We start from the raw sequence: 20,998 nt of genomic DNA on the forward strand, positions 1-20,998 counted from the left end.
ACCTCTCTGAATTTCATTTCAGCATTAATTACTTTAAGGATTCAATAAAATTCTGAATCAATGGGCCAAGAATTAACAACAATAGCGCAGGGAATTGAAAAAAAAGGACCGGTATCATCATGATGTAAGGCAGTTTAGTAAGCTTTTCCTCAATTTCAGCTTGGCAAGCCTGAATTGTTTCTTGTTCCAAAAGAAGCAGTTGATTGTAAATAGATTCTTTTTTAAGTCCTCTTTCCAAAAGCTTTAATAATCCCCTTCTTTGAGGCGATTTTAGCTCACCCAAGATAACCGCTGTGTCCTTCTCGCGATCCATATCTAATAACCATGATCGAACCTGCAGTGAAAATGGATCCTTTATCTCTGATAAGTACGAAAATATTCCTTCGCGGATCGAAGAGCCTCCTTCAATTGATTTTTTGATGAAAGCAATCAAAGTTAATGGGGGCGCTAAGTCTTCCATCTAAAACTCCTTCCAACAAAAAAAACTAACCCTTGGCCAAGGCCGAACAAAATTACTGAAATCAAAAGCAACGTTTTAGAATGAGACGTCTCAAAATTAGAAAAAATAAAAAATCCGATTAATATATACATCACTGTCATCACGAAGGACTGAATTTTCAAATTCAAAGTTACTTGTCTCGACCTATGTCTCAAGTTTTGTTCTATTTTGAGCTGCTGTCGATAGCTTTTTAATTGCTCCAAAACATTTGTTTTTGAACTTTCAATTCGCGCCACTGATTGGTGAAATTTTCGTAGCGTTTTTGATTGAAAAATTTCGTTTTTTTGGCCTAAAAGTAGACTGTTTATTAGCAATTTAAACTGAGTATTTTTCCAACCACTAAAATCGTCAATTGCCTTTACTAGAGAGGTTCTTAGAGGACATCCAGATTGAACGTTTAAAATTGTATTGTCTAAAAAAATAATAATTTCATCTTTCATTTCAATTTCTAATTTTTTTCTAATTAAAACCGGCAAAAAAAACACAAATAAATACAGTATGACTATAAAAAACCAAAGATAAATTGGCTCATAATAAAATATTTTGAGAACAAATAACTGCAAAAGAGATAACAATAATATTGTCGGAAAATAAAACAGATTTCTAAGACTAAAATCACGAAAGATTTCTATAAATTCGTATTTGATAATCAAAAATCCGAGTATTGAAACTGAAATTGAAAACATTCATCGCTCCTTTGAGAAAAAAAATTGTATCAAAAAATATGCAAGTGATTTTTTTGTTGACGAGAGATGTCGTTCGGTGAACACTGTTATTAAGGAAACAAAAAATGTCGCGAATGAGCGCGACAAAAATTAACTCTAATTAGGAGGAGCACATGGCAAAGAAGAAAGCTGCAAAAAAAGCTACTAAGAAAAAAGCAACTAAGAAAAAGGCTGCTAAAAAAAGATAGTTGGTAGAGCCAATTATCTGGAACCCTCAGCATTGCTGGGGGTTTTTTTTTGTTTTTTAATTAGAAATAATAGATGGTGCCAACAGAAGCTGCTGGAATAACAAGGCTCCTTGCCAAGCTGAATAAGAAATTAAATTCTAAATAAAATGTATTTCCCATTAAATCCCCATCCAACTGATTGTATTGCATTCCGAAATGCGTGTTTAAAAAATCAATTCCGAACTGCCCTTGCTTTAATTCGCTTTTTGATAACACCTGATCCAAAACATAAGAGTTTCCCTGCAAATCCTGCACAACAGAACTATAAAATCTGGAGTAGCCAAGGGTAAAATAAGGAGTGAAATACTTTCCTCTAAATGATTTTTTCCACCCTAAAAAAAATGAATTAAATCCATAACCCTTGCCAAAGCCTAGCTGACTTGAATTATCTTCATTAAAATTAATATCAACAACACCACCAAGGTAGCCAAAAATTCCCAACAGCCCTATGCCAGCTCCTAATTTACGATCATTTCTTAGCTCGAAATTAGAAAAGTATTCAGATTTTTCAAATACAGGCGATTGTCTGGCTTGAACTTTGATATTAATTCCAATCAAAAGAAACACGATAAAAAGCCGTAAAGAATCTTTATTAAGACTCATGATACCCTCATTCTCCTAATGATGAACGTTGTTATGATATTTATATTCCAGCTGCGAACTGCAAACAACTAATTTAGAATATTTTTGCTTTAATTCCTTCCGCTTGCAGAAACTTACGAATGGCGGGACCATCTAAAGGTTCCAATCGAAACAACAACTTGTGTAACAAATCATAACTGTCCTCAGCTTTTTTTGATCTTAAGCCCGTAGTTATGACTGCCAGATCGTCACTGATTTTTATGGCATTATCTATCAATCTGACCATGTCTTTATTTTTCGAAACTTTATCCATTAACACTAGGGTTTTATTAAAATTTGTCGTCAACTTATCTAGCTGAAGAATCACGTTCGAGACAGAACCTTCATTTTTATTTAACATTTCGATCACTTTTCCTGCTAATCCATAACTTTGAGATATAATTTGATCAATTCTTGGAGGATCCTCGCCACGCACAAAATCACCAGACTTTAACTCTTCTTGATTAAGAGATCCTGGTGATATTTCTAAAAATTTTTCACCAATTACACCTGCTAAATTAATGAAATATTTTGAGTCTTTCCTCACGCTGGTCCAAGCTTTTTTGTCTACGGTTATTTTTATTTTTAACTTAACTTCTTCTCCTGAAGAATTCTTAAAATCAGGGGTAAACGTAATGCTTTTCACCTTCCCGACTTTGATACCCATAACTCTTACTGGAGACCCTTCCTCTATGCCACCAGCATAGTTGAACATGACATTAATGGTGTTGGTATCGCTTAACGGCGAAATAAGTCCCACCAAATATGCAAAAACAACTATTAATACAATTGAAAACACACCCAATATGCCAACTTTTAATTCAACCTTCATTCTTACCCCTAATAAAAATATGAAAACGTATACGACAATACAAAATCAAGAACTATAATAGCTATAGATGCAAAGACTACACTTTGGGTGGTAGCATTCCCCACCCCATCGGCGCCTGACTTACATCTGAAACCAAAAAAACAACTAATCAATGGAATAACCATCCCAAAAAACATGGCTTTTATAATCGCAAAAATAATATCTTGAAAGTTCACAAATCGATTCATGGCGGTTAAAAACATAGATGTGGTGTAACCAAGAATTTGCTCAGAAACGAGCATCGCGGCAAAAATACACACCATATTGGCAATCACACATAAAATCATACACCCAATTGTCGTAGCAAATAACCTTGGAATCACAATAAAATTTACGGGATCAATGCCGAGCATTTTTAATGCATCGATTTGCTCTGTTACTTTCATAGATCCAACCTCTGCCGCAATCCCTGCTCCTACTCGTGAAGTGAGTAGCAAAGCTGTCACTACGGCTCCCAGTTCTCTAAGGATTAATAATGAGGCAAAGCCTGGAACCATAGAATCATTTTGAATAACCAGTTTCATATGAAATGAAGACTCAAGAATGGTCACAACTGCAGCGAAACAAACACAAAATACGATAATCCATAAGCTTCCATTGGCAACAAAATAGAGTTGTTGGATAGTTTCTTTAAATCGAAACGGTTTAGTTAACAGATTCATATTTCCCTTTAGCTATACATTTCTTTAGCTATACATTTCTTTAAAAACGGTTAAAGCAATTTCTCCAATAAAACTAGTCACCCAATCGACGACAACAATTGAAACCATCGTTGTTACCGCCGTTGAAACTACGGCTTTGCCAACTCCTTTGGCTCCTCCTGAAGTGTAAAATCCTTTGTACGTGCAAATGGTGGCTAAAACCAATGCAAAGGCTAAACATTTAACTAAACCCATAACTAAAGACGGCCAGGCCAAAATGGTAGGAATATGGCGAACGTATTCTTCTGGATTAATTCCAGCAAATACTACTCCTAAAATTACACCTCCAAGTACTGACATCATAAGACCACTGGTCAATAGAAAAAATGAAGCAATGATAATTCCAATAAACCTAGGTAAAATGATTTCTTGAATAGGGTCTGAGCCCAAACATCTTACGGCATCGATCTGTTCTGTAACTCTCATCGTTCCTAACTCTGCAGAGGTATAGGCTCCTACTTTTCCAGACAACATAAACGCAATCAATAAGGGTCCAATTTCCCTGATAGTTCCACTTGTAGCAAGCCCTCCCAAATAAGCCATGGCTCCAAATTCATTTACCTGAAGAGCAAACTGCACCGTCATGATGGCACCAACAAAAAAACCGGCCATTGCCGTTGTCGGTAAGCTTTGTAAGGTGACATTCCAAATTTGTTCATAAATTAATTTTCTGGTGCAAGGACGTAAGAATAAGGTCTTAATGATATCCAACAAAAACAAAATGGATTTTCCGAAATCTTCTAAAAACAATTTCAGATCTTTCAATTAAGCTCTCCATTTTTAGAATTTTGATTCAGCGACCTGGCTTCGCTTAAAAAATCAATTACCAATTGCTTTTCGGACTTTAAAAGTTCCTCTGGCGTTCCCTGATCGACAACTTGACCCTGGTCAAGTACCACAATCCTGTCGGCAATCTTAAGAGCACAGGGCATGTCATGGCTGACGACCACTGAAGTTGTATTTAACTTTTGTGATAGGTCTTTAATTAAGTTATTCACCGCATTTGTCGTCACCGGATCTAGGCCCGTTGTGGGCTCGTCGAAAAGTAATATTTTTGGTTCCAAGGCGATGGTTCGAGCAAGACTAACTCTTTTTTGCATCCCATATGATATTTCTGATGGTTTTTTTTGTTGAATACCAATGATGTTAACCAAACGTAAGGCTTTATCTACTTTTTCAGCGATTTGATTTTCAGTTAAAGTATAATGTTTTCTGAGGCCAAATGCCACATTCTCGAAAATGGTTAATGAATCAAAAAGCGCTGGGTGCTGAAAAACCATTCCACATTTTTTTCTTACATTTAAAAACTGAATTTCTGAAAATTTCGAAACTTCCTGGTTATCGATCCAAATTTCCCCAGCATCAGGTTTTAAAAGCCCGACCGTATTTTTTAGCAACACTGATTTTCCAGTGCCAGATGTTCCCAAAATAAATATAATTTCACCCTGCTTAATTTTTAAATTAATGCCTTTTAAAATTTTTCTATCACCAAAACTCTTTTCAAGGTTTTTATATTCCAACATTAGCATAATATCTAATAGGATATTAAACAAAAGACTAAGGGGTCAAAATCGATTTAGGCTAAACATAGTTTTAATCACTTTCGTCTAGAGAGCTTGCAAAAAAAAGATTATTGTAAGGATAAAAGCGGACCTTCCAACGCTCCACGAATGAACTGTTTCACAGCGGGATGATTATGGGCTTTTGTCTCTGATTCATTGCCTGTAATAATTAATTCTTTGTTATAAACCATGGCAATTTTATCTGCCATTTGATAAGCGCGATTCATGTCGTTTGTTATCGTTACGACCGTTGAATTGTTTTTGTTTTTTAAATCTAAAATTAATTCGATTATTTTTTTGGAAGTTATAGGATCAAGGCCTGCTGTTGGATCATCATAAAAAATAAGTTCTGGCTTCAAAGCTAAGGCTCTGGCAATTCCAAGTCTTTTTTGCATCCCTCCACTTATTTCATCTGGAAAGAGGTTCTTTGCGTGTAAAATCCCAACGGCATTCAAATAAAATTCTACTATGGAAGAGATCTCACTTTCAGAATTAATCCCCGATTCCCTTAAGGGAAAGGCAATATTTTCAGAGCAAGACAGTGAATCGAAAAGAGCATTTTTTTGAAAAAGCATACCGATTTTTTTTAGAATTTCTAATTTCTCTGACCCCTTCATTTGCGACCAGTCTTTTTCGTAAACAAGGACCTGCCCCTGAGTGGGTTTAATCAATCCAGCTAAGGTCTTAAGCAAAACCGTTTTTCCATGACCACTCGGGCCCACAATGACTAAAGACTGATTGCTTTCTACAAGGAGTTCTATGTTTTGAAGAACAATTTGTTTATCAAAAGCAACTTGTACATTTTTAGCTTCAATTACTTTTGCCATTATGACTCGCCTCAATCTTACTTGTATAAAACTTCAATATAAGTTTAGATAAAATTTCTGAAAATGCAAATCTAATAGGAGTTTTATATCCATGAATATTCACGAGTATCAAGCCAAAGAAATTTTAAGAAAATACAATGTGACTATCCTTAAAGGCAAACTAGCCAATACCCCAGAAGAAGCGGTTCAAGCAGCTAAAGAAATTGGCGGTTCCGTCTGGGTCGTCAAGGCTCAAATTCATGCGGGTGGCCGCGGAAAAGGCGGTGGAGTCAAACTTGCTAAATCTCTAGATGAAGTAAAAACTATTTCTCAACAAATTTTAGGCATGACTCTGGTGACTCACCAAACCGGCCCTGAGGGAAAAAAAGTACATAAGGTTTTTATTGAACAAGGTTGCCATATCGCCAAAGAATATTATGTAGCTTGTTTGGTAGATAGAATTTCAGGTCGTGTTGCTATGATGGCCTCTAGCGAGGGGGGAATGGATATCGAAGAAGTCGCCGAAAAAAATCCTGAAGCAATTAAAAAAGTGATTATTGATCCCGCCGTTGGTCTTGCCCCATTTCAAGCTCGTTTATTAGCCTTTCAAATTGGCATGAGTCCTGAGGTAGTCAATAAATCAACAAAGTTTTTCATGGGTTTGTATAATGCTTTTATTCAAACTGATTGTTCCATTGCTGAAATTAACCCTTTGGTGGTCACAAAGGAAAATGAGGTTATCGCTTTAGATGCGAAAATGAATTTTGATTCAAATGCTCTTTTTAAACATCCAGAAGTTGTCGCTTACCGAGATCTTTCTGAAGAGGAACCTGCTGAAATTGAAGCTTCTAAATATGAACTCGCTTTTATTAAGTTAAACGGCACTATTGGTTGTCTAGTTAACGGCGCTGGTTTAGCCATGTCAACTTTAGATATCATTCAATTGCATGGTGCCTATCCCGCTAATTTTTTAGATGTCGGTGGTGGCGCGAATAAGGAAAAAGTTACTGCGGCATTTAAGATTATTTTAAAAGATCCCAATGTTAAAGCGATTTTGGTGAATATTTTTGGCGGCATCATGAAGTGTGATGTGATTGCAGAGGGCGTGATGGCGGCATCTAGGGAAGTCGGCTTAAAAGTACCTCTGGTTGTTCGACTGGAAGGTACAAACGTAGAACTAGGTAAAAAACTTCTCAGGGAAAGCGGTTTAAACATTATTCCTGCCGATGATCTTACAGATGCGGCTAAAAAAGTAGTAGCTGCAGCTAAGTGATTACTATTAATTGCAGGTTCTAAGCAATTATGACGGCTAAAAAAATTGAAATGAAAAATATAAATATAAATACAAAAAAATTTAATAATAAGGACTTAATACGATGGCAATTTTAATAAATAAAGATACAAGAGTCATTTGTCAGGGAATAACCGGAGCCCAAGGTACTTTTCATAGTGAACAATGTGCCGCCTACGGAACAAAAATGGTTGGTGGCGTCACTCCCGGGAAGGGTGGTTCTACTCATATTGGAATTCCCGTTTTTAATACTGTTTTCGATGCGAAAAGCAAAACGGGTTGCAATGTTTCTATGATATTTGTTCCTCCCGCCTTTGCGGCTGACTCTATTATGGAGGCTGTTGATGCTGATCTAGATCTGGTTATTTGTATCACTGAGGGCATTCCTGTTCTTGATATGGTGAAGGTAAAACGATTTATGGAGGGAAGAAAAACAAGACTCATTGGACCTAATTGTCCAGGGGTCATCACGCCAGGCCAGTGTAAAATTGGAATCATGCCAGGCCACATTCATCAAGCTGGTAAAATCGGAGTGGTTTCAAGATCAGGCACACTGACCTACGAAGCTGTTTTTCAGCTATCTCAAGTTGGTCTTGGTCAGTCGACTTGTGTTGGAATTGGCGGCGATCCTGTCAATGGAACAAATTTTATTGATGTATTAAAAATGTTTAATTCTGATCCAGATACTGAAGCGATCATTATGATTGGCGAGATTGGTGGCTCTGCTGAAGAAGAAGCTGCCGCCTATATTAAGAAAGAATTTAAAAAACCAGTTGCGGCCTTCATTGCTGGTGCCTCGGCCCCTGCTGGCAAGCGCATGGGTCATGCCGGTGCTATTATTAGTGGAGGAAAAGGAACTGCGGAAGCAAAATTTGCAGCACTTGAAGAGGCTGGTTGTAAAATTTCAAGAAGCCCTGCTGATCTTGGAGTTACATTAAAAAGTTTATTAAAATAACTTTTATCTTGCAATCATGAAGCCTTTCATGAGAATTCATCTTGAAACTAAATTATTTGGAGGATTTTATGGCGATAGAAAAAACATTTTCAATTATCAAACCAAATGCCGTTAAAAAAGGCGTTATTGGTGATATTGTTAAACACTTTGAAGACAACGGACTAAAAATTTCTGCAATGAAGATGGGAATTATTTCTAAAGACAAGTGCCAGTTATTTTACGAAGAACACAAAGAACGACCTTTCTTTGGAGAATTAGTACAATTTATGACTTCTGGTCCAGTCGTCTTAATGTGCTTAACTGGTGAAAACGCCATTTTGAAAAATCGCGACCTTATGGGCGCCACAGATCCTAAAAAAGCGGCCGTTGGTTCTATCAGAGCTAAACACGGCGATAGCATGGGTGAAAATGCAGTTCATGGTTCTGATTCCTTGGCCTCAGCCACTAGAGAATTAGCCATCTTTTTTGAAAAACACGAACTTTGTAACTAATTAAAATATTTTATATCGGCCATTTTCTATGTTGAATTTAAATGATCAAATTGAAATAACCATCGAGAAAATGGCCAATGAAGGTAAAGGGCTCGGCAGATTTAATAATCAAATTATCTTTGTCCCCTATTCAGCTCCTGGCGATCGTCTAAAAGTAACAATTACGAAATTAGCAAAAAACTTTGCAGAAGCTAATATTATTGAAATTATTAATCCTTCCGCCAATCGCATTACTGCCCCCTGTCCCTATTACGGCGAATGTGGTGGGTGTAATTTTCAGCATTTGGATTACCCAAGCCAACTAGAACAAAAAACTTTTTTAGTTAAGGAAGCTCTTGAAAATTTTTTAAAACAAAAAGATCTTCCTTTCAAGAATTCAATACCTTCTCCAAAAATTTTCAATTACCGCAATCGAATTCAGATCCATAACAAGAACAATCAAATTGGCTTTTATAAAAGAAAAACCCACGAGGTCTTACCCATAAAAAACTGCATGATAGCAGAAGATCCCTTAAATGAACATCTCTCAAAAATGGTTCCCTCTGAATTAGCGCCAATGGATAAGCTAGAACTCTATTTAGACACAAGTCTGCAAGTTCAGCAACGATTCATAGATAATAAAAAAAATACTTCCTTTTTTTCTCAAGTTAATAGGTTTCAAAACTCAAACTTGGTTGCTGTTGTTGTCGATCTCAGCAATAAGAATCAAAATTTTAGCTCCATTGTTGATCTTTATGCTGGCGCAGGGAATTTTTCTTTTCCTTTGTCTGAGGCTCATCCTAATAAAAAAGTTTTTGCGGTCGAACTCAGCACTGATCTAATAAATGAAGGTCGGCGCTTGCAATCTAAGACAGCTAAGCCCAGGCTTGAAAAGCTTCATTTTGTTCAAAGCCCTGTGGAGTTATTTGTCCAAAATTTCAAGCTAGACTCAAATGATTTTATTTTATTGGACCCACCAAGAACAGGTTGCTCGCCTGAAGTCATTTATCTTCTTGGTGCCGCCAAGAGAAATCAAATTCTTTATATTAGCTGTAACTATTTAACCCTTGGCAGAGACTTGGCCCTTCTTAAGAACACCGCTCAAAACTGGGGCCTGAATTTATCCGTCGATTTTTTCCAATGCTTTGATATGTTTCCCCAGACGGATCACATCGAAGTTATGGCGAGCCTGTCCATTTCATGATTGTTGACACCCGATTCTTAAAACACTAACTTTAATCTAATGACAAAGTTATTTTCTTTTCAATGTAAGTGTTTGTTTCTTTTCATTTTTTCATTTTTCCAGTATGGGTGCTCTACATTCAGAGCTAATCAAGAGAAAGCTATTCTTCATTATTCTATCGGTTCCTCTTACTATCAAAATGCCAGCTACCCACAGGCGTTGAAGGAACTGCTTCTTGCGGAAGAATACGACTCACAAAATATGAACATACAAAACAGTCTCGGCTTAACTTATTTTATGAGAGAAAAATATGAGCTTTCAATCAGACACTTTCGTAATGCGATTGCTATTAATTCCAAGTTCACCGACGCTAGAAATAATTTAGCTCGCGCTTACTCTGAAGTTGGCAAGTATTCTGAAGCCCAAAAAGAGTTGGATATTGTTCTTTCTGATTTGACTTACACTTCTGTTGAGCGTGCCTATAACAATCTTGGTTACAATTATTTTTTACAAGGTAATTATGAAGATGCCAAACAAGCCTTTGCCAAAGCCATTAGCAATCAGCAGGACAATTGTTATTCTCACACTTACTTTGGCAAATCGATTTTTGAATTAAAACAATATTCCGAAGCCGCTTCCGCACTTGATAGAGCCATTGAGTTTTGTCAGAAAAATTTAATCGATGAACCTCATTTCTATAGTGCTTTAGCTTATTACCGCTTGGGCGATAAGAATAAATCAATAGCTAGATTTGAAGAGGTCCTAAAACTTTATCCAAATGGGAAATACATTGAAAAATCAAAGGGTATGTTGGCTATCTTAAGAAAGGTAGAATAAATGAAAAAAACTGGAGCCTTGTTACGAAAAGTCCGCGAAGAGAAAGGACTTTCATTACATGAAATTGGTTTATCCTTAAAAATTAATCCTAAAATTTTAAAACAGATTGAAGACGGAGAACAAAACAACCTGCCGGCCAAAACTTTTTTACGGGGTTTTGTTCAATCCTATTCTATTTTTTTAAAATTAGATTCCGACGAGGTTCTTCGAATTTTTTCTGAAGAAATGGGCTCAACAAAACCAAAAAAAATCCCCACCAGCCCTGGAGGCGATTCTAAGAATAGTTATTTGCCAGCATCCACTCCTGCTTCTTCTTCTGAAGATAAAGACGTTGGCAGCTCTCGCCCAGCTGCTTTAGAGAAAAAAGAATTTGAACTTAAAAATTTTGGAATTGGGATTCTCGTCATATTTTTACTTCTAAGTCTCATTGGAATTCGAAAAATTGTTGAAAAATATCAAAAAGAACTAGAGGTTGAAGCTCCTAAGATAGAATCTGAGGATGTTGCTAACTCACCCCCCGAAACTGACGCAAATCCGAACCCAATTCCAATTTCAATCAACAATGTGACTCTTCCCAAAGAAAATACAAAGCCGAATCAACCGACCACTGCGACGTTGCCCCCGGCAGTCGCCGTGTCTCCACCAACCTCACCGACACCTCCAGTTCCAACTCCAACTCCAACTCCAGTCCCTGCTGCCAAAGTGACGTCCCCTGCCGCTACGACGGCGACCCACACGCCTCCAGCTCCGACTCCTACGACTAAATCCATTCCGTCAGTTCGTTCGTCCAGCTCACCTCCCACCGCACCAGCTGCAGCAGTACCAGCTGCCACAGTACCAGCTTCCGCGGTATCCCAGGCTCCATCAAAACCTGTATCTTCTCCTCCGACCTCCACTTCGACTCCCCCCGCAGCAGCACCCACTGAAATCAAAAAACCTACTAACGTGGATGTTTTCATTGAAGCTTTAGATAACGTGGATGTTGAAGTTATTTTGAGTTCAGGAAAGGCAGAGGTGTTTAAGCTTCTGCCATCTCAAACACAGAGAATCAAAACGTCGACGGGAGTTAAAATTAATTTTAGCAATGGCGGCGCCATCAACTTAATCGTCAATGGTAAAGATCTCGGAATTCCTGGCGACCTTGGCAAACCGAAAAGAGTTTCTTTCTAGTGTTTCTTTTTGTTATTTTTTTTACTTCCACACTTTTTATAAAACTCATCCTCGCTTATTTTTTACCCCTTCTGCCTGATGAGGCCTATTATTGGATGTGGTCTCACCATTTACAGCTAGGTTATTTTGACCACCCAGGAATGATCGCCTGGCTTTTTAGACTTGGGCATTTCCTTGAGCCCTTTGGCCATGCCGTAAGATGGCCTGCTATATGTATCAATCATCTAAACTATATTTTTTGGTTTTATATCTTTAAAGAATTAAAAATATCTCCAACTCATTTTTACTCTTGGTTCCTATTAACTTTTATATCTCCTATTTTAGGATTTGGTTCTATCCTTTTAACTCCTGATTTGCCTATTATGCTTTTTTGGAGCAGCAGTCTATATTTCTTTATTCGAATTCTAAAATCAAAAGATTTAATAAATTACTGTTTCTTAGGCATGTCTTTAGGACTAGGATTTCTATCTAAATATCATATTGTTTTATTTCTAATTATCGGATTTTTTTATTTGTCTGTAGAGAAAAAGTGGCGATTTATCAGTTCCAAAGGGACTATCTTGACCTTTATATTTGGATTTATATTTTCCTTTCCCACAATCTACTGGAATTATCAAAATGACTTTCAATCTTTTGCGTTCCAAATAAACCATGGCCTTCAAGCTTCTTCTTGGAAATGGCAATGGCCTATAGAATTTCTGATCGGACATTCTATTTTACTCTTTCCAGTTTTCGTTTTTTATTTTTTTAAATCACAACTTTCTGAGCAACAAAGAATTTTGAAATATTTTTCAGCTGGTGTTCTTATGTTCTTCTTTTTCACCAGCTTTCGGTCATCAGTAGAAATGAACTGGACAATACTGGCCTTTCCAGCTTTCTATAGCGTTGTTTTGTTGTCAGATATTTCATTCCTTTACCTACGAAGAATTAAACTCTTTTTTGTCTTTTTTAATCTTATTCTTCTAGCTCTCATGTTTAATGGCGTCTATCCCCATGGAAAAATATTTGAGCCTTTTTTCTTTTCTAGTCAGAAAAATGTTCATTCTGAATTTTCACCTCTTTATGGCATCAATTACCAAACCTCGGCTTCTCTTTGGTATTTTTCTAAGATCAAAACATTAAAAGTTCCAAGAGCCAGTCGCTATGACTTCTTTGATACCTTTCCTATTGATTTTAAAAACTTTCCTAGTGTCTTTTATGTCTTCAAAGAAATAACAAATGAATACCCGGACTGGTTATTAGAAATGAAACCTACCATTACTGTAGCCAAAAAATTAGAAAGAAATTATGTCATTGAAAAAGTAGTTATCAAATGAAGGTTTTTATTTTTCTTACCTCTTTTTCACTTATTTATTTTGTTTATGGATTTTATATTTCACAAAATGACATTAGTATTGTTAATCCCTCTCTCAAAATCAAAAACAATGCTCTATTTTATGATTACAAAGGGATTCTTAATGTTCACTCAAATTTGAGTATAGGATCTAGCCCTATAACTCAAATTATTAAATCAGCACAGTTATCAAAACTTGATTTCATTATGTTTACTGATTTAAATTATTTTAATCCTCCCTATGGTTTTGAAGGTTACCATGACCATACCTTAGTCCTTATCGGACAAAAAATAAGCTATCTAGACTCTCGATTTATTGTCTATTCGTTGAGTAAAGAACCTTTAGGAAACTCCCTTGGAGAGGCCCAAATAAAAATTGCAGATCTTTTGTCACAAAAAGAAAACAAAGACCATCTTATTATTCTAGCTCATCCCTCTGAAAAGGGCTTTATTTGGAACGGAGAGCTGCCCTCTGGGATCGATGGTATCGAGCTTATTAATCTTAAAAGTCTAACGAATAAATCTTGGGCCTCCTCTAAGTTATCAACTATTTGGAGCCTTCTTATTTATCCATTTAATAACGGGCTAGCCTTCGGAAGAATTTTTAATGAGCCTACTGACGAATTAAATCTCTTTGATGCAAATCTACATTCACATTTTTTTGGTTATGCTGGCTCTGAAGCCTCTGCCAGAACCATTCCCATCGCTAACTACTTAATTAAGTTTCCTTCTTACCAAAGAACCTTTGATATTTTTTCAACCCATGTCGTTTTAAGGTCTGAACTAACTGGAAACTCGAAAACAGATCGCGCTAAAATTTTTCAAGCTTTAAAAAATGGAAACTTTTATTTAGCTTTTGATTTACTTGGAAATAGCACAGGCTTCCTATGCTATCTAGAAGATCTGACAAAAAATTTTTCTATTGGATCAAAAGTCAAAAAAAATAAAAACTTAGTCCTTAAAATAAAACTCCCCACTAAGCCACTCCATTTTTTTGAAATTGTGATCTATCGAAATGGACAAAGATACGCTACCTACAATGACGATTCAGTAGAATTCCCAATTAGAGAATCTGGAACCTACAGAGTACAGGTCCGAGTGAGTCCCTATCTCCCTCTTCCTGACGCGCGTACATGGATTTCATGGATTTATACCAACCCATTCTATGTTATTGACTAAAAAAATCTATCTATATAAATTCGGCAATCATCTTCTTTTCAATAGGAGGACTTATGAGATTTATTGCTTTTGACCTTGAAACTACGGGAATTTTACCTGGAGTTGATGGCATCGTTGAAATTGGCGCTGTTAGATTTGTAAATGCTCAAGTGGAGGCTATTTATTCTATCTTAGTTAATCCACAAAAACCTATTCCCATAGGCGCCTCAAGAGTCAATGGGATTACAGATGATATGGTTAAGAACCAACCAACTATCGAAGAATTGCTTCCTTCTTTTTCAGAATTTTGCCAAGATGATTTATTAGTAGCTCACAACGCTGCCTTCGATGCTCAATTCCTTGTTTCTGATTATAAAAAATATGAAATCGCAACGCCCAAAGGGATTGTTCTAGATACTTTAAGTATAGCTCGAAAAATTTTCCCTGGTCTGCCCAATTATAAGTTGGGCACCCTGGTGCAACACCTAAAAATTCCAAATTCAGATTTTCACAGGGCCGAAGCCGATGCTACTTATTGTGGAAAACTTTTTGTGGAACTCTATCAAAGAATCTCTGTGGGTGGACAGCTTCCTAGAGTTGAAAATCTCGTTGCTTTGACCGGAAAACCAGAATTCAAATTTCCAGAAATCATTAGGCAGCCAAAACAGTTAGATTTACTTTCTTTGATGTAAGGGCCTGTCTAGAAAGTCGCGTTTATAAGGGAATTGATTCTAATTGTTTTAACTCAATGCTTTTTCGACCTGAAAATCCTTCATTATAACCGTGAAAAAACTGAATTCTTGGTTCCGGATATTTCCAACAATAGTATCCAGAACCACTGTCAAAATCAGCTAACCACAGACCCTTTGGTTTAGCTCCCAATCTTTCTAGTTTATTTTGCCATTGATCAATCAAAAAATTGATTAATTGTTCCACTTCTTTTGCGCGTTCACTTTGTTTATTTGGATATGCTTCTAATTGATTAATTAGTTTTTTTACTTTTCGACTATACTCTTCCGTCAGTTTATAAATAAGCGGTAAAAGTTCTTGTGCCTCATTAAAGGTAAATATCTTTTTTGGGGAATTTATCTCAAATATATTTTTCACTTTTTGTTTATGTATTATAGTTTCTTGAGTTTCAAGAGTTTTAATAAAAGTTTAAGCTGTTTTGAATATTTTTTAAATGTCACAAGGCGTTGGGTTAATCATAGCTTTTGGACATTTCAAACATTTGTCCACCTCCCAAAATCACAATTAACAAAATGATAACTGCAATCAGTAGATATTTTAGATAGGCACCCAAGGACATTTCTTCATCTTTAGCTTCTATTTTTATAACCGTTGTTGGAGGTTTTATAGCGACTTTTTTTTGCGAAGTTTGCACCATTCCTTCGTCCAATCTTGCAACAACCCTGGCTTCAGATTGTATTTTTCTTTCTTGTTTGTCGCTCATTTCTTCAGTGTAACCAAAAACAGCAATTCCCCTACCGTTGGATGATGTGGCTTGTCTTTGATTGCTCGAATTAATAAAACGATCTTCTTTTTTATTTAGACCGTTAACATATCGTTTTTTTCCACCGGCACCGGCATCTCCGTCAAGTCCACTGCCTGAGTCTGTGGAACCAGACCCCTTCCTGCCAAACAGAGAATTTCTACTTGGAGATCCGGCAAAACTGTTTGCGCTTTGGGATCCACCAGAACTATCTGAACTCCCAGAACCTTTTCCTGAATCCTTTTTTGAATTATTATTTGCGCTATTTTTGTTATTACTTTGATTGCCTCCGGCATTGCTGTCTGTTAGTGAATTTTTTCCATTTTTGGTAGATTCTCCAACTGCCGAGCCACCACCGCTCGATCCATTATTAGCAAGAGAACCACTGCCTTCAAATTTAAATGAACACTGTGAATCTACATCTTTTAATTTATTTTCAGAATGAATGCTTGGAAGTTCACCAGAACTCAGCATGCAGGCAACATAAGTTCCCATAAAATCTTTCAAAAAACTTTGCATCGGTCTAAATATTTGTCCTAACGCCAGCAAAATCATAGATGTTGTAATAACGAGCAAAAGAATATACTCGACGGTTCCCTGACCTCTATTTGACATCATTTTTAAATTTATCCATTTTCTAGACTCGACCATAAATAATTTACCCAATACAATTCATTAATGAGTAAAAAAATTACCCTCTTTTTAATCTTATCAAGTCTTTCGGTTTATTCAGAAGAAGAATTAACCCTTGACGAAGAAATCCCGCCAACTGCTATAAAAAAAGAAGAGAAATCTCAAAATAATACAGTACCAATAATTAAACCAACTCCCTTCTTCCTTGAAATCAGCGCCTTGTTCCAAAAAAAAGAATACGCCAAAGTAACTTCACTTCTTTGGGGTAAAATTGAATCACTTTCACGTCCTGAAATGCTTTTATTGGTTAAAGCCCATTACCAAGCAAAGGAATATTCCGAGTCAATCAGGGCTGCCAACCTAATGATTGCAAAGGATGCTAAGGATGAAGAAGCACTTACCTATATTGGATTAAATCTATTAAAAAAAAATAAAGCCAGAGAAGCCAAAGAATATTTTAAGAAAGCTAACGATATAAATCCCGTATATTCGCCAGCCATAGAGGGTCTTGCAGAAATTTATCTAAAAAACAAAAACTTCTATGAATTAAGACTGATTTATTTGGATCTGATAAAAAAAATAGGAGAAAAGCCCCATTACTTGAATCAACTTTGCGATATAAACACAAAAGATGCCAGCAATGATGCCGCCATTGAGTTCTGCAATAAAGCCATCAATTTAGATCCTTTGTTCCCAGACAACCATATCAATTTGGGCCTAATTTATAAAAATATAAATGATCTAGAGAAGGCTAAAAGCCAGTTACAAACGGCAGCAACTAAATTTCCTTCTTCTGATATGGCTCAATATCAATACGCCCTCCTCTTAGAAGAGCAGAAAAATTATATCGAAGCCTATAAACACTATTCTCTTTGTAGTAAATTAAAAGCGGATGAAGAACGATGTTGGGCGGGACTGGCAACCGCAGGGTATCAGCTTTCAAAATTTGATGAGTCCTATGCCTCTTTGAAAAAGGCATGTTTGTTTAATAAAAAAAATTCAATCATTGGCAGAAAGGCTGCCGTTCAGGCGAGAAATGCTAAACAGCTAGACTGGGCAAAAAAATTTGAAAAACTTTCTGACATCTGCGGCAACTAGGAGACTTTTTTCGTGGCCAAGAAGGTGTTCACGTTAGTTTCGGTTGATTTTATCAATCTAAATGAAATAAATTTTTTATATGTGAATTAACTTCTCTTATTACGGTCATACTCATTTTACTTTCCATTTGAGCCAAGTAATTTTGTGAAATTAATAACGCTTTGTCTAGTTGATTTTGATTACCCGTAAAAACAGTAATGGTCTTGGGAGTCTGAAATCTAAGCAACCTAAAATCCACTATTGCTAATTCTTCTTTTATCATTTTTTGTGAAAATTCTAAGCTATCCCCAAGAAATTCGCTTTCAACAACAAAAATAAAGTCTTTTATTTTTTCGCCGGACAAACTTAAATAAGCATCAATAATTATTGGATCTATATCTTTCAAAATCTTTTTTTTGAAGGGTATCTTTTCTGATATTTCTAAAAAAATATTCTCTGCATCAATGACATTATCAGTTCTCACCAGGACCTGGGACCAAGTTCCAATAATTGAACAATCGAGAAGCTCACCGCCCTTATTAGCAAAGAGATTAGCGATTTTCAAAGCCAAGCCATAGCTTTCAATCCAAACGATAACCAATTCTTTCATTACACCATCTCGCCGATCAAATCGTATTCCATACTATCCGTAATTTTCACTTTTACAAGATCGCCAACCTTTGCATTTCCAGAATTAATATAAACAACTCCATCAATATCTGGTGCCTGTTGTGAACTTCTTCCCTGTAATAACAAATCTGTTTCCTCACTAAATCCTTCAACTAAAACTTCAATCTCTTTTCCAATAAAGCTTCTATGGGCATTTAAGGAAATTTTTTGCTGAAGTTTCATCAATTTATTGTATCTTTTCTTTTTAACAGAAGTCGAAATTTGATCGGGCATCTTGCCTCCAGGAGTATTCTCTTCTGGGGAGTACATAAAGCATCCAACCCGATCAAATTTTTGTTCAGAAATAAACTCTAACAACTCTTCGAATTGCTCTTCAGTTTCTCCTGGAAAACCAACAATAAACTGAGTTCTTATAACCGCATCAGGGATTTCAGATCTGATTAAGCTTAAGGCGTTAACAATTTCGGATCTGGTCATTTTTCGATTCATTTTTTTAAGCATTTCATTATTAATATGCTGAAGTGGCATATCAAAGTACTTTACAATTTTAGTCGATTTTTTTATCACATTTATCATTTCTGATGTGATCCCATCTGGATACAAATATAATAATCGAATCCACTTCAATCCATCTACTTGATCAAGGGCTTTTAAAAGTTCTAAGGGCGACTCTTTGGCGCTTGAGTCTTTTTTCCTTAAATCCCAACCATAATCCGTAAAATCATGGGAAATAATCATTACTTCTTTTACTCCCCCTGCTACTAGTAACTTTGCCTCATTTATAACATTCTTAATCGTTCGGGATTGGAGGTTTCCACGAATAAGAGGAATGGCACAAAAAGCACATCGTTTCAAACAGCCCTCAGAAATTTTCAAATACGCCCGGTGTCTTGGCTGGGAATTGACTCTAGGTGTATTTTCCTCTTGAAGGTAGGTTGGCAAATTAAAAAATGTTTTCTGAGTGTTGCCAGTACTGTTATTCTTCAATATTTTATCAATGTTTTGAAACTCTCCAGAACCTACAAACAAATCTGCCTCTGGAAGGTCATCAACAAGATCTTTTTTATATCTTTGTGTCAAACAACCTGCCACGACGATCCTTTTGATCTTACCCTCTTTTTTTAGTTGACCCATTTCTATTATTTTTTGGAGAGACTCTTTTTTAGAATCTTCAACAAAACCACAGGTGTTAATGATAACTGTATCTGCAAGATTTTCATCTCCGACCACTTCAAACCCATCGTTTATTAATGTTCCTGCCATAATTTCTGAATCAACCAAATTTTTTGGACATCCCAAACTTATAAAATGAACTTTTTTATTTTTAGTTGTTTCTTCATTTTTCATAAATTGGTTACCTGATCCTCTTTACTTGGTTTATATTTAAATATTTTAACGTTTGTTTTTGATGAAAACTCTGTTTTTTCAAAATCTAATTGTGTTAAATTTCCAACATCATCTTTATAGGTAAGTGAAATAAATTTACTTTCTTTTACATTCACTTCTAAAGATTTAAGGTTAAGCTCAGGATTAAGAGGTGTTAAAAAATACTTTGTAGTAAAATCTTGTTTTTCTTCTTTGTTAATTTTAAAGTTTTTCTGCAACCCATCTTTTGAAATCAAAGTGGAAATGAGTATTTGTTTTTTAGAGTTCTTATCTAACTTGGCTTTTGCAACTTGAACAGGACCTGGAAGCTCCTTGGGGGGAAATTGAACGTTCCAAATAGTACTTCCATCGAATATAATTTGATTTTTTTCTGGTTCCTCAACATTCATCCTGAACTTGCTAGCGCCCAGATAAATGGTTCCTTTAAACTTAGACTCCTTACCTAATAGGTTTGATTTCACCGTTTTTGTAAAATGAATAGTAACTAAACCTGTTTTTCTATATTTAGAAGCAACCTCAAAAAGACTTGATTTGGTTGTGGCATAAGAACCAATGCCCTGAAATAACCCAATAAAAAAAACAAACAGACTAAACATACTGAACAGATTTTTTTGATACGACAACTTTTTCATAATTTACCAAGAGCCTTTTGAATATCTTAAGTTTGGAGATCATAGCAAATATTGATTTTTATTTCATCTTCTAAATGCAAGGGAGATACCTATAATTGATTGAAATTCTTTATAGAAATCACTCATGGCTAATAAAGTAGCTCCCGTTGTGATGACGTCATCTACAAACAAGATATTAATTTTATCTTTTCCCGTAATTTTTTCAATAATTTCGTTTTTAGCTTCAAAACGATCCTTTAGATTATTTAATCTTTCGACCTTGGAAAGCTCCTTGCTTTTCAGTGAAGATTTTACATGGATCCCCCGGATCACTTCGCAATCTAAAAATCGAGATAGTCCTTTCGCCAATAAAGCCGAGTGATCATCTTTTTGTGAAAAATTGGGACAAGGAACAATGATTAGTTTATCTTGACGCTTTAATAAGTGAACTAGTTCGTAATACATAACCCTGGCATAAAAGAGCCAAGCATCTTTTTTTGCCGTCCCCTTAAGTTCTAGAATTAGTTTATTTAAAATTTTATTTTGATCTCTCTCCCATAAAAAAAGAGAATAGCAGGTTATATTGTTGATTTTATGAATATGAATCCCATTGGGGCAGGAGTATTTAAATAGATTTTCTTCACAGATATAGCAAAGCAAGGATTCTCTGGCTCGATAGGAACCACAATTTGCACAGTTTTTTATTCCATAATATAAATATGATTTTAGTTTTATCATTTTATGGGCACCCCAATCGCGA

23 protein-coding genes are annotated in these 20,998 nt (G+C 35.9%); 10 read left to right on the forward strand and 13 right to left on the reverse strand.

Annotation, left to right across the window (positions count from 1 at the left end; all coding sequences use genetic code 11):
• Nucleotides 1-28: 28 nt before the first annotated feature.
• From J0M15_00715 to J0M15_00745, 7 genes are all read right to left on the reverse strand, one after another.
• The gene (locus J0M15_00715) at nucleotides 29-460 is read right to left on the reverse strand and encodes a hypothetical protein (protein MBN8535546.1); all 432 of its coding nucleotides are present in this window, start codon (nucleotides 458-460) and stop codon (nucleotides 29-31) included.
• A gap of 1,012 nt (nucleotides 461-1,472) precedes the next feature.
• On the reverse strand, nucleotides 1,473-2,054 hold the full coding sequence (locus tag J0M15_00720; GenBank protein ID MBN8535547.1) for a hypothetical protein: 582 nt from the start codon (nucleotides 2,052-2,054) through the stop codon (nucleotides 1,473-1,475).
• A 73-nt stretch (nucleotides 2,055-2,127) separates the two neighbouring features.
• Nucleotides 2,128-2,904, reverse strand: a complete 777-nt coding sequence (locus J0M15_00725) for an MCE family protein (protein MBN8535548.1) — start codon at nucleotides 2,902-2,904, stop codon at nucleotides 2,128-2,130.
• An 8-nt stretch (nucleotides 2,905-2,912) separates the two neighbouring features.
• A complete protein-coding gene (locus tag J0M15_00730) occupies nucleotides 2,913-3,605 on the reverse strand; it encodes an ABC transporter permease (protein MBN8535549.1) in 693 nt (230 codons plus the stop codon).
• 24 nt (nucleotides 3,606-3,629) lie between these two features.
• Entirely contained in the window at nucleotides 3,630-4,409 is a 780-nt protein-coding gene (locus J0M15_00735) for an ABC transporter permease (protein MBN8535550.1), read from the reverse strand.
• Nucleotides 4,406-5,167: an ABC transporter ATP-binding protein gene (locus J0M15_00740; GenBank protein MBN8535551.1), complete on the reverse strand. Its 762-nt coding sequence runs from the start codon at nucleotides 5,165-5,167 to the stop codon at nucleotides 4,406-4,408. The genes J0M15_00735 and J0M15_00740 overlap by 4 nt, the downstream gene beginning before the upstream one ends.
• Nucleotides 5,168-5,274: 107 nt before the next feature.
• Nucleotides 5,275-6,033: an ATP-binding cassette domain-containing protein gene (locus tag J0M15_00745; protein MBN8535552.1), complete on the reverse strand. Its 759-nt coding sequence runs from the start codon at nucleotides 6,031-6,033 to the stop codon at nucleotides 5,275-5,277.
• A 91-nt stretch (nucleotides 6,034-6,124) separates the two neighbouring features.
• On the opposite strand from J0M15_00745, the gene sucC reads away from it, so the two are divergent.
• The 9 genes from sucC (at nucleotide 6,125) to J0M15_00790 (ending at nucleotide 15,101) form a co-directional block, all read left to right on the forward strand.
• Nucleotides 6,125-7,285, forward strand: a complete 1,161-nt coding sequence (gene sucC / locus J0M15_00750; GenBank protein ID MBN8535553.1) for an ADP-forming succinate--CoA ligase subunit beta — start codon at nucleotides 6,125-6,127, stop codon at nucleotides 7,283-7,285.
• A 103-nt stretch (nucleotides 7,286-7,388) separates the two neighbouring features.
• On the forward strand, nucleotides 7,389-8,258 hold the full coding sequence (gene sucD, locus J0M15_00755) for a succinate--CoA ligase subunit alpha (GenBank protein ID MBN8535554.1): 870 nt from the start codon (nucleotides 7,389-7,391) through the stop codon (nucleotides 8,256-8,258).
• 68 nt (nucleotides 8,259-8,326) lie between these two features.
• Entirely contained in the window at nucleotides 8,327-8,749 is a 423-nt protein-coding gene (gene ndk / locus J0M15_00760) for a nucleoside-diphosphate kinase (GenBank protein ID MBN8535555.1), read from the forward strand.
• Between the two features lie 28 nt (nucleotides 8,750-8,777).
• Nucleotides 8,778-9,932 carry a class I SAM-dependent RNA methyltransferase gene (locus J0M15_00765; protein ID MBN8535556.1) on the forward strand — a complete coding sequence of 385 codons (1,155 nt, stop codon included), beginning with the start codon at nucleotides 8,778-8,780 and terminating at the stop codon, nucleotides 9,930-9,932.
• A gap of 39 nt (nucleotides 9,933-9,971) precedes the next feature.
• Entirely contained in the window at nucleotides 9,972-10,748 is a 777-nt protein-coding gene (locus J0M15_00770; protein ID MBN8535557.1) for a tetratricopeptide repeat protein, read from the forward strand.
• Complete coding sequence (locus J0M15_00775) at nucleotides 10,749-11,918, forward strand: helix-turn-helix domain-containing protein (GenBank protein MBN8535558.1); 1,170 nt, start codon at nucleotides 10,749-10,751, stop codon at nucleotides 11,916-11,918.
• On the forward strand, nucleotides 11,918-13,234 hold the full coding sequence (locus J0M15_00780; protein MBN8535559.1) for a glycosyltransferase family 39 protein: 1,317 nt from the start codon (nucleotides 11,918-11,920) through the stop codon (nucleotides 13,232-13,234). The genes J0M15_00775 and J0M15_00780 overlap by 1 nt, the downstream gene beginning before the upstream one ends.
• The gene (locus tag J0M15_00785) at nucleotides 13,231-14,430 is read left to right on the forward strand and encodes a hypothetical protein (GenBank protein ID MBN8535560.1); all 1,200 of its coding nucleotides are present in this window, start codon (nucleotides 13,231-13,233) and stop codon (nucleotides 14,428-14,430) included. The genes J0M15_00780 and J0M15_00785 overlap by 4 nt, the downstream gene beginning before the upstream one ends.
• A 53-nt stretch (nucleotides 14,431-14,483) precedes the next feature.
• A complete protein-coding gene (locus J0M15_00790) occupies nucleotides 14,484-15,101 on the forward strand; it encodes a 3'-5' exonuclease (GenBank protein MBN8535561.1) in 618 nt (205 codons plus the stop codon).
• Nucleotides 15,102-15,123: 22 nt separating this feature from the next.
• On the opposite strand, the gene J0M15_00795 is transcribed toward J0M15_00790, so the two are convergent.
• On the reverse strand, nucleotides 15,124-15,516 hold the full coding sequence (locus tag J0M15_00795) for a DUF2203 domain-containing protein (protein ID MBN8535562.1): 393 nt from the start codon (nucleotides 15,514-15,516) through the stop codon (nucleotides 15,124-15,126).
• A gap of 94 nt (nucleotides 15,517-15,610) precedes the next feature.
• Nucleotides 15,611-16,519, reverse strand: coding sequence for a hypothetical protein (locus J0M15_00800; protein ID MBN8535563.1), 909 nt, complete (start codon nucleotides 16,517-16,519; stop codon nucleotides 15,611-15,613).
• 60 nt (nucleotides 16,520-16,579) lie between these two features.
• Between J0M15_00800 and J0M15_00805 the strand changes: the two genes are divergently transcribed.
• Nucleotides 16,580-17,632, forward strand: a complete 1,053-nt coding sequence (locus J0M15_00805; protein ID MBN8535564.1) for a tetratricopeptide repeat protein — start codon at nucleotides 16,580-16,582, stop codon at nucleotides 17,630-17,632.
• Nucleotides 17,633-17,684: 52 nt separating this feature from the next.
• Here J0M15_00805 and J0M15_00810 read toward each other — a convergent pair whose 3' ends face one another.
• The 4 genes from J0M15_00810 to J0M15_00825 form a co-directional block, all read right to left on the reverse strand.
• Nucleotides 17,685-18,221 carry a hypothetical protein gene (locus J0M15_00810; protein ID MBN8535565.1) on the reverse strand — a complete coding sequence of 179 codons (537 nt, stop codon included), beginning with the start codon at nucleotides 18,219-18,221 and terminating at the stop codon, nucleotides 17,685-17,687.
• On the reverse strand, nucleotides 18,221-19,588 hold the full coding sequence (gene rimO / locus J0M15_00815) for a 30S ribosomal protein S12 methylthiotransferase RimO (protein MBN8535566.1): 1,368 nt from the start codon (nucleotides 19,586-19,588) through the stop codon (nucleotides 18,221-18,223). Before rimO ends, J0M15_00810 begins: the two co-directional genes overlap by 1 nt.
• The gene (locus J0M15_00820; protein ID MBN8535567.1) at nucleotides 19,585-20,259 is read right to left on the reverse strand and encodes an outer membrane lipoprotein carrier protein LolA; all 675 of its coding nucleotides are present in this window, start codon (nucleotides 20,257-20,259) and stop codon (nucleotides 19,585-19,587) included. The genes rimO and J0M15_00820 overlap by 4 nt, the downstream gene beginning before the upstream one ends.
• Before the next feature lie 63 nt (nucleotides 20,260-20,322).
• Complete coding sequence (locus tag J0M15_00825; protein ID MBN8535568.1) at nucleotides 20,323-20,976, reverse strand: hypothetical protein; 654 nt, start codon at nucleotides 20,974-20,976, stop codon at nucleotides 20,323-20,325.
• Between the last annotated feature and the right edge of the window lie 22 nt (nucleotides 20,977-20,998).

This window comes from Deltaproteobacteria bacterium, from assembly GCA_017302835.1.
In the GTDB taxonomy this organism is placed as follows: Bacteria; Bdellovibrionota; Bdellovibrionia; order Bdellovibrionales; family Bdellovibrionaceae; genus UBA2316.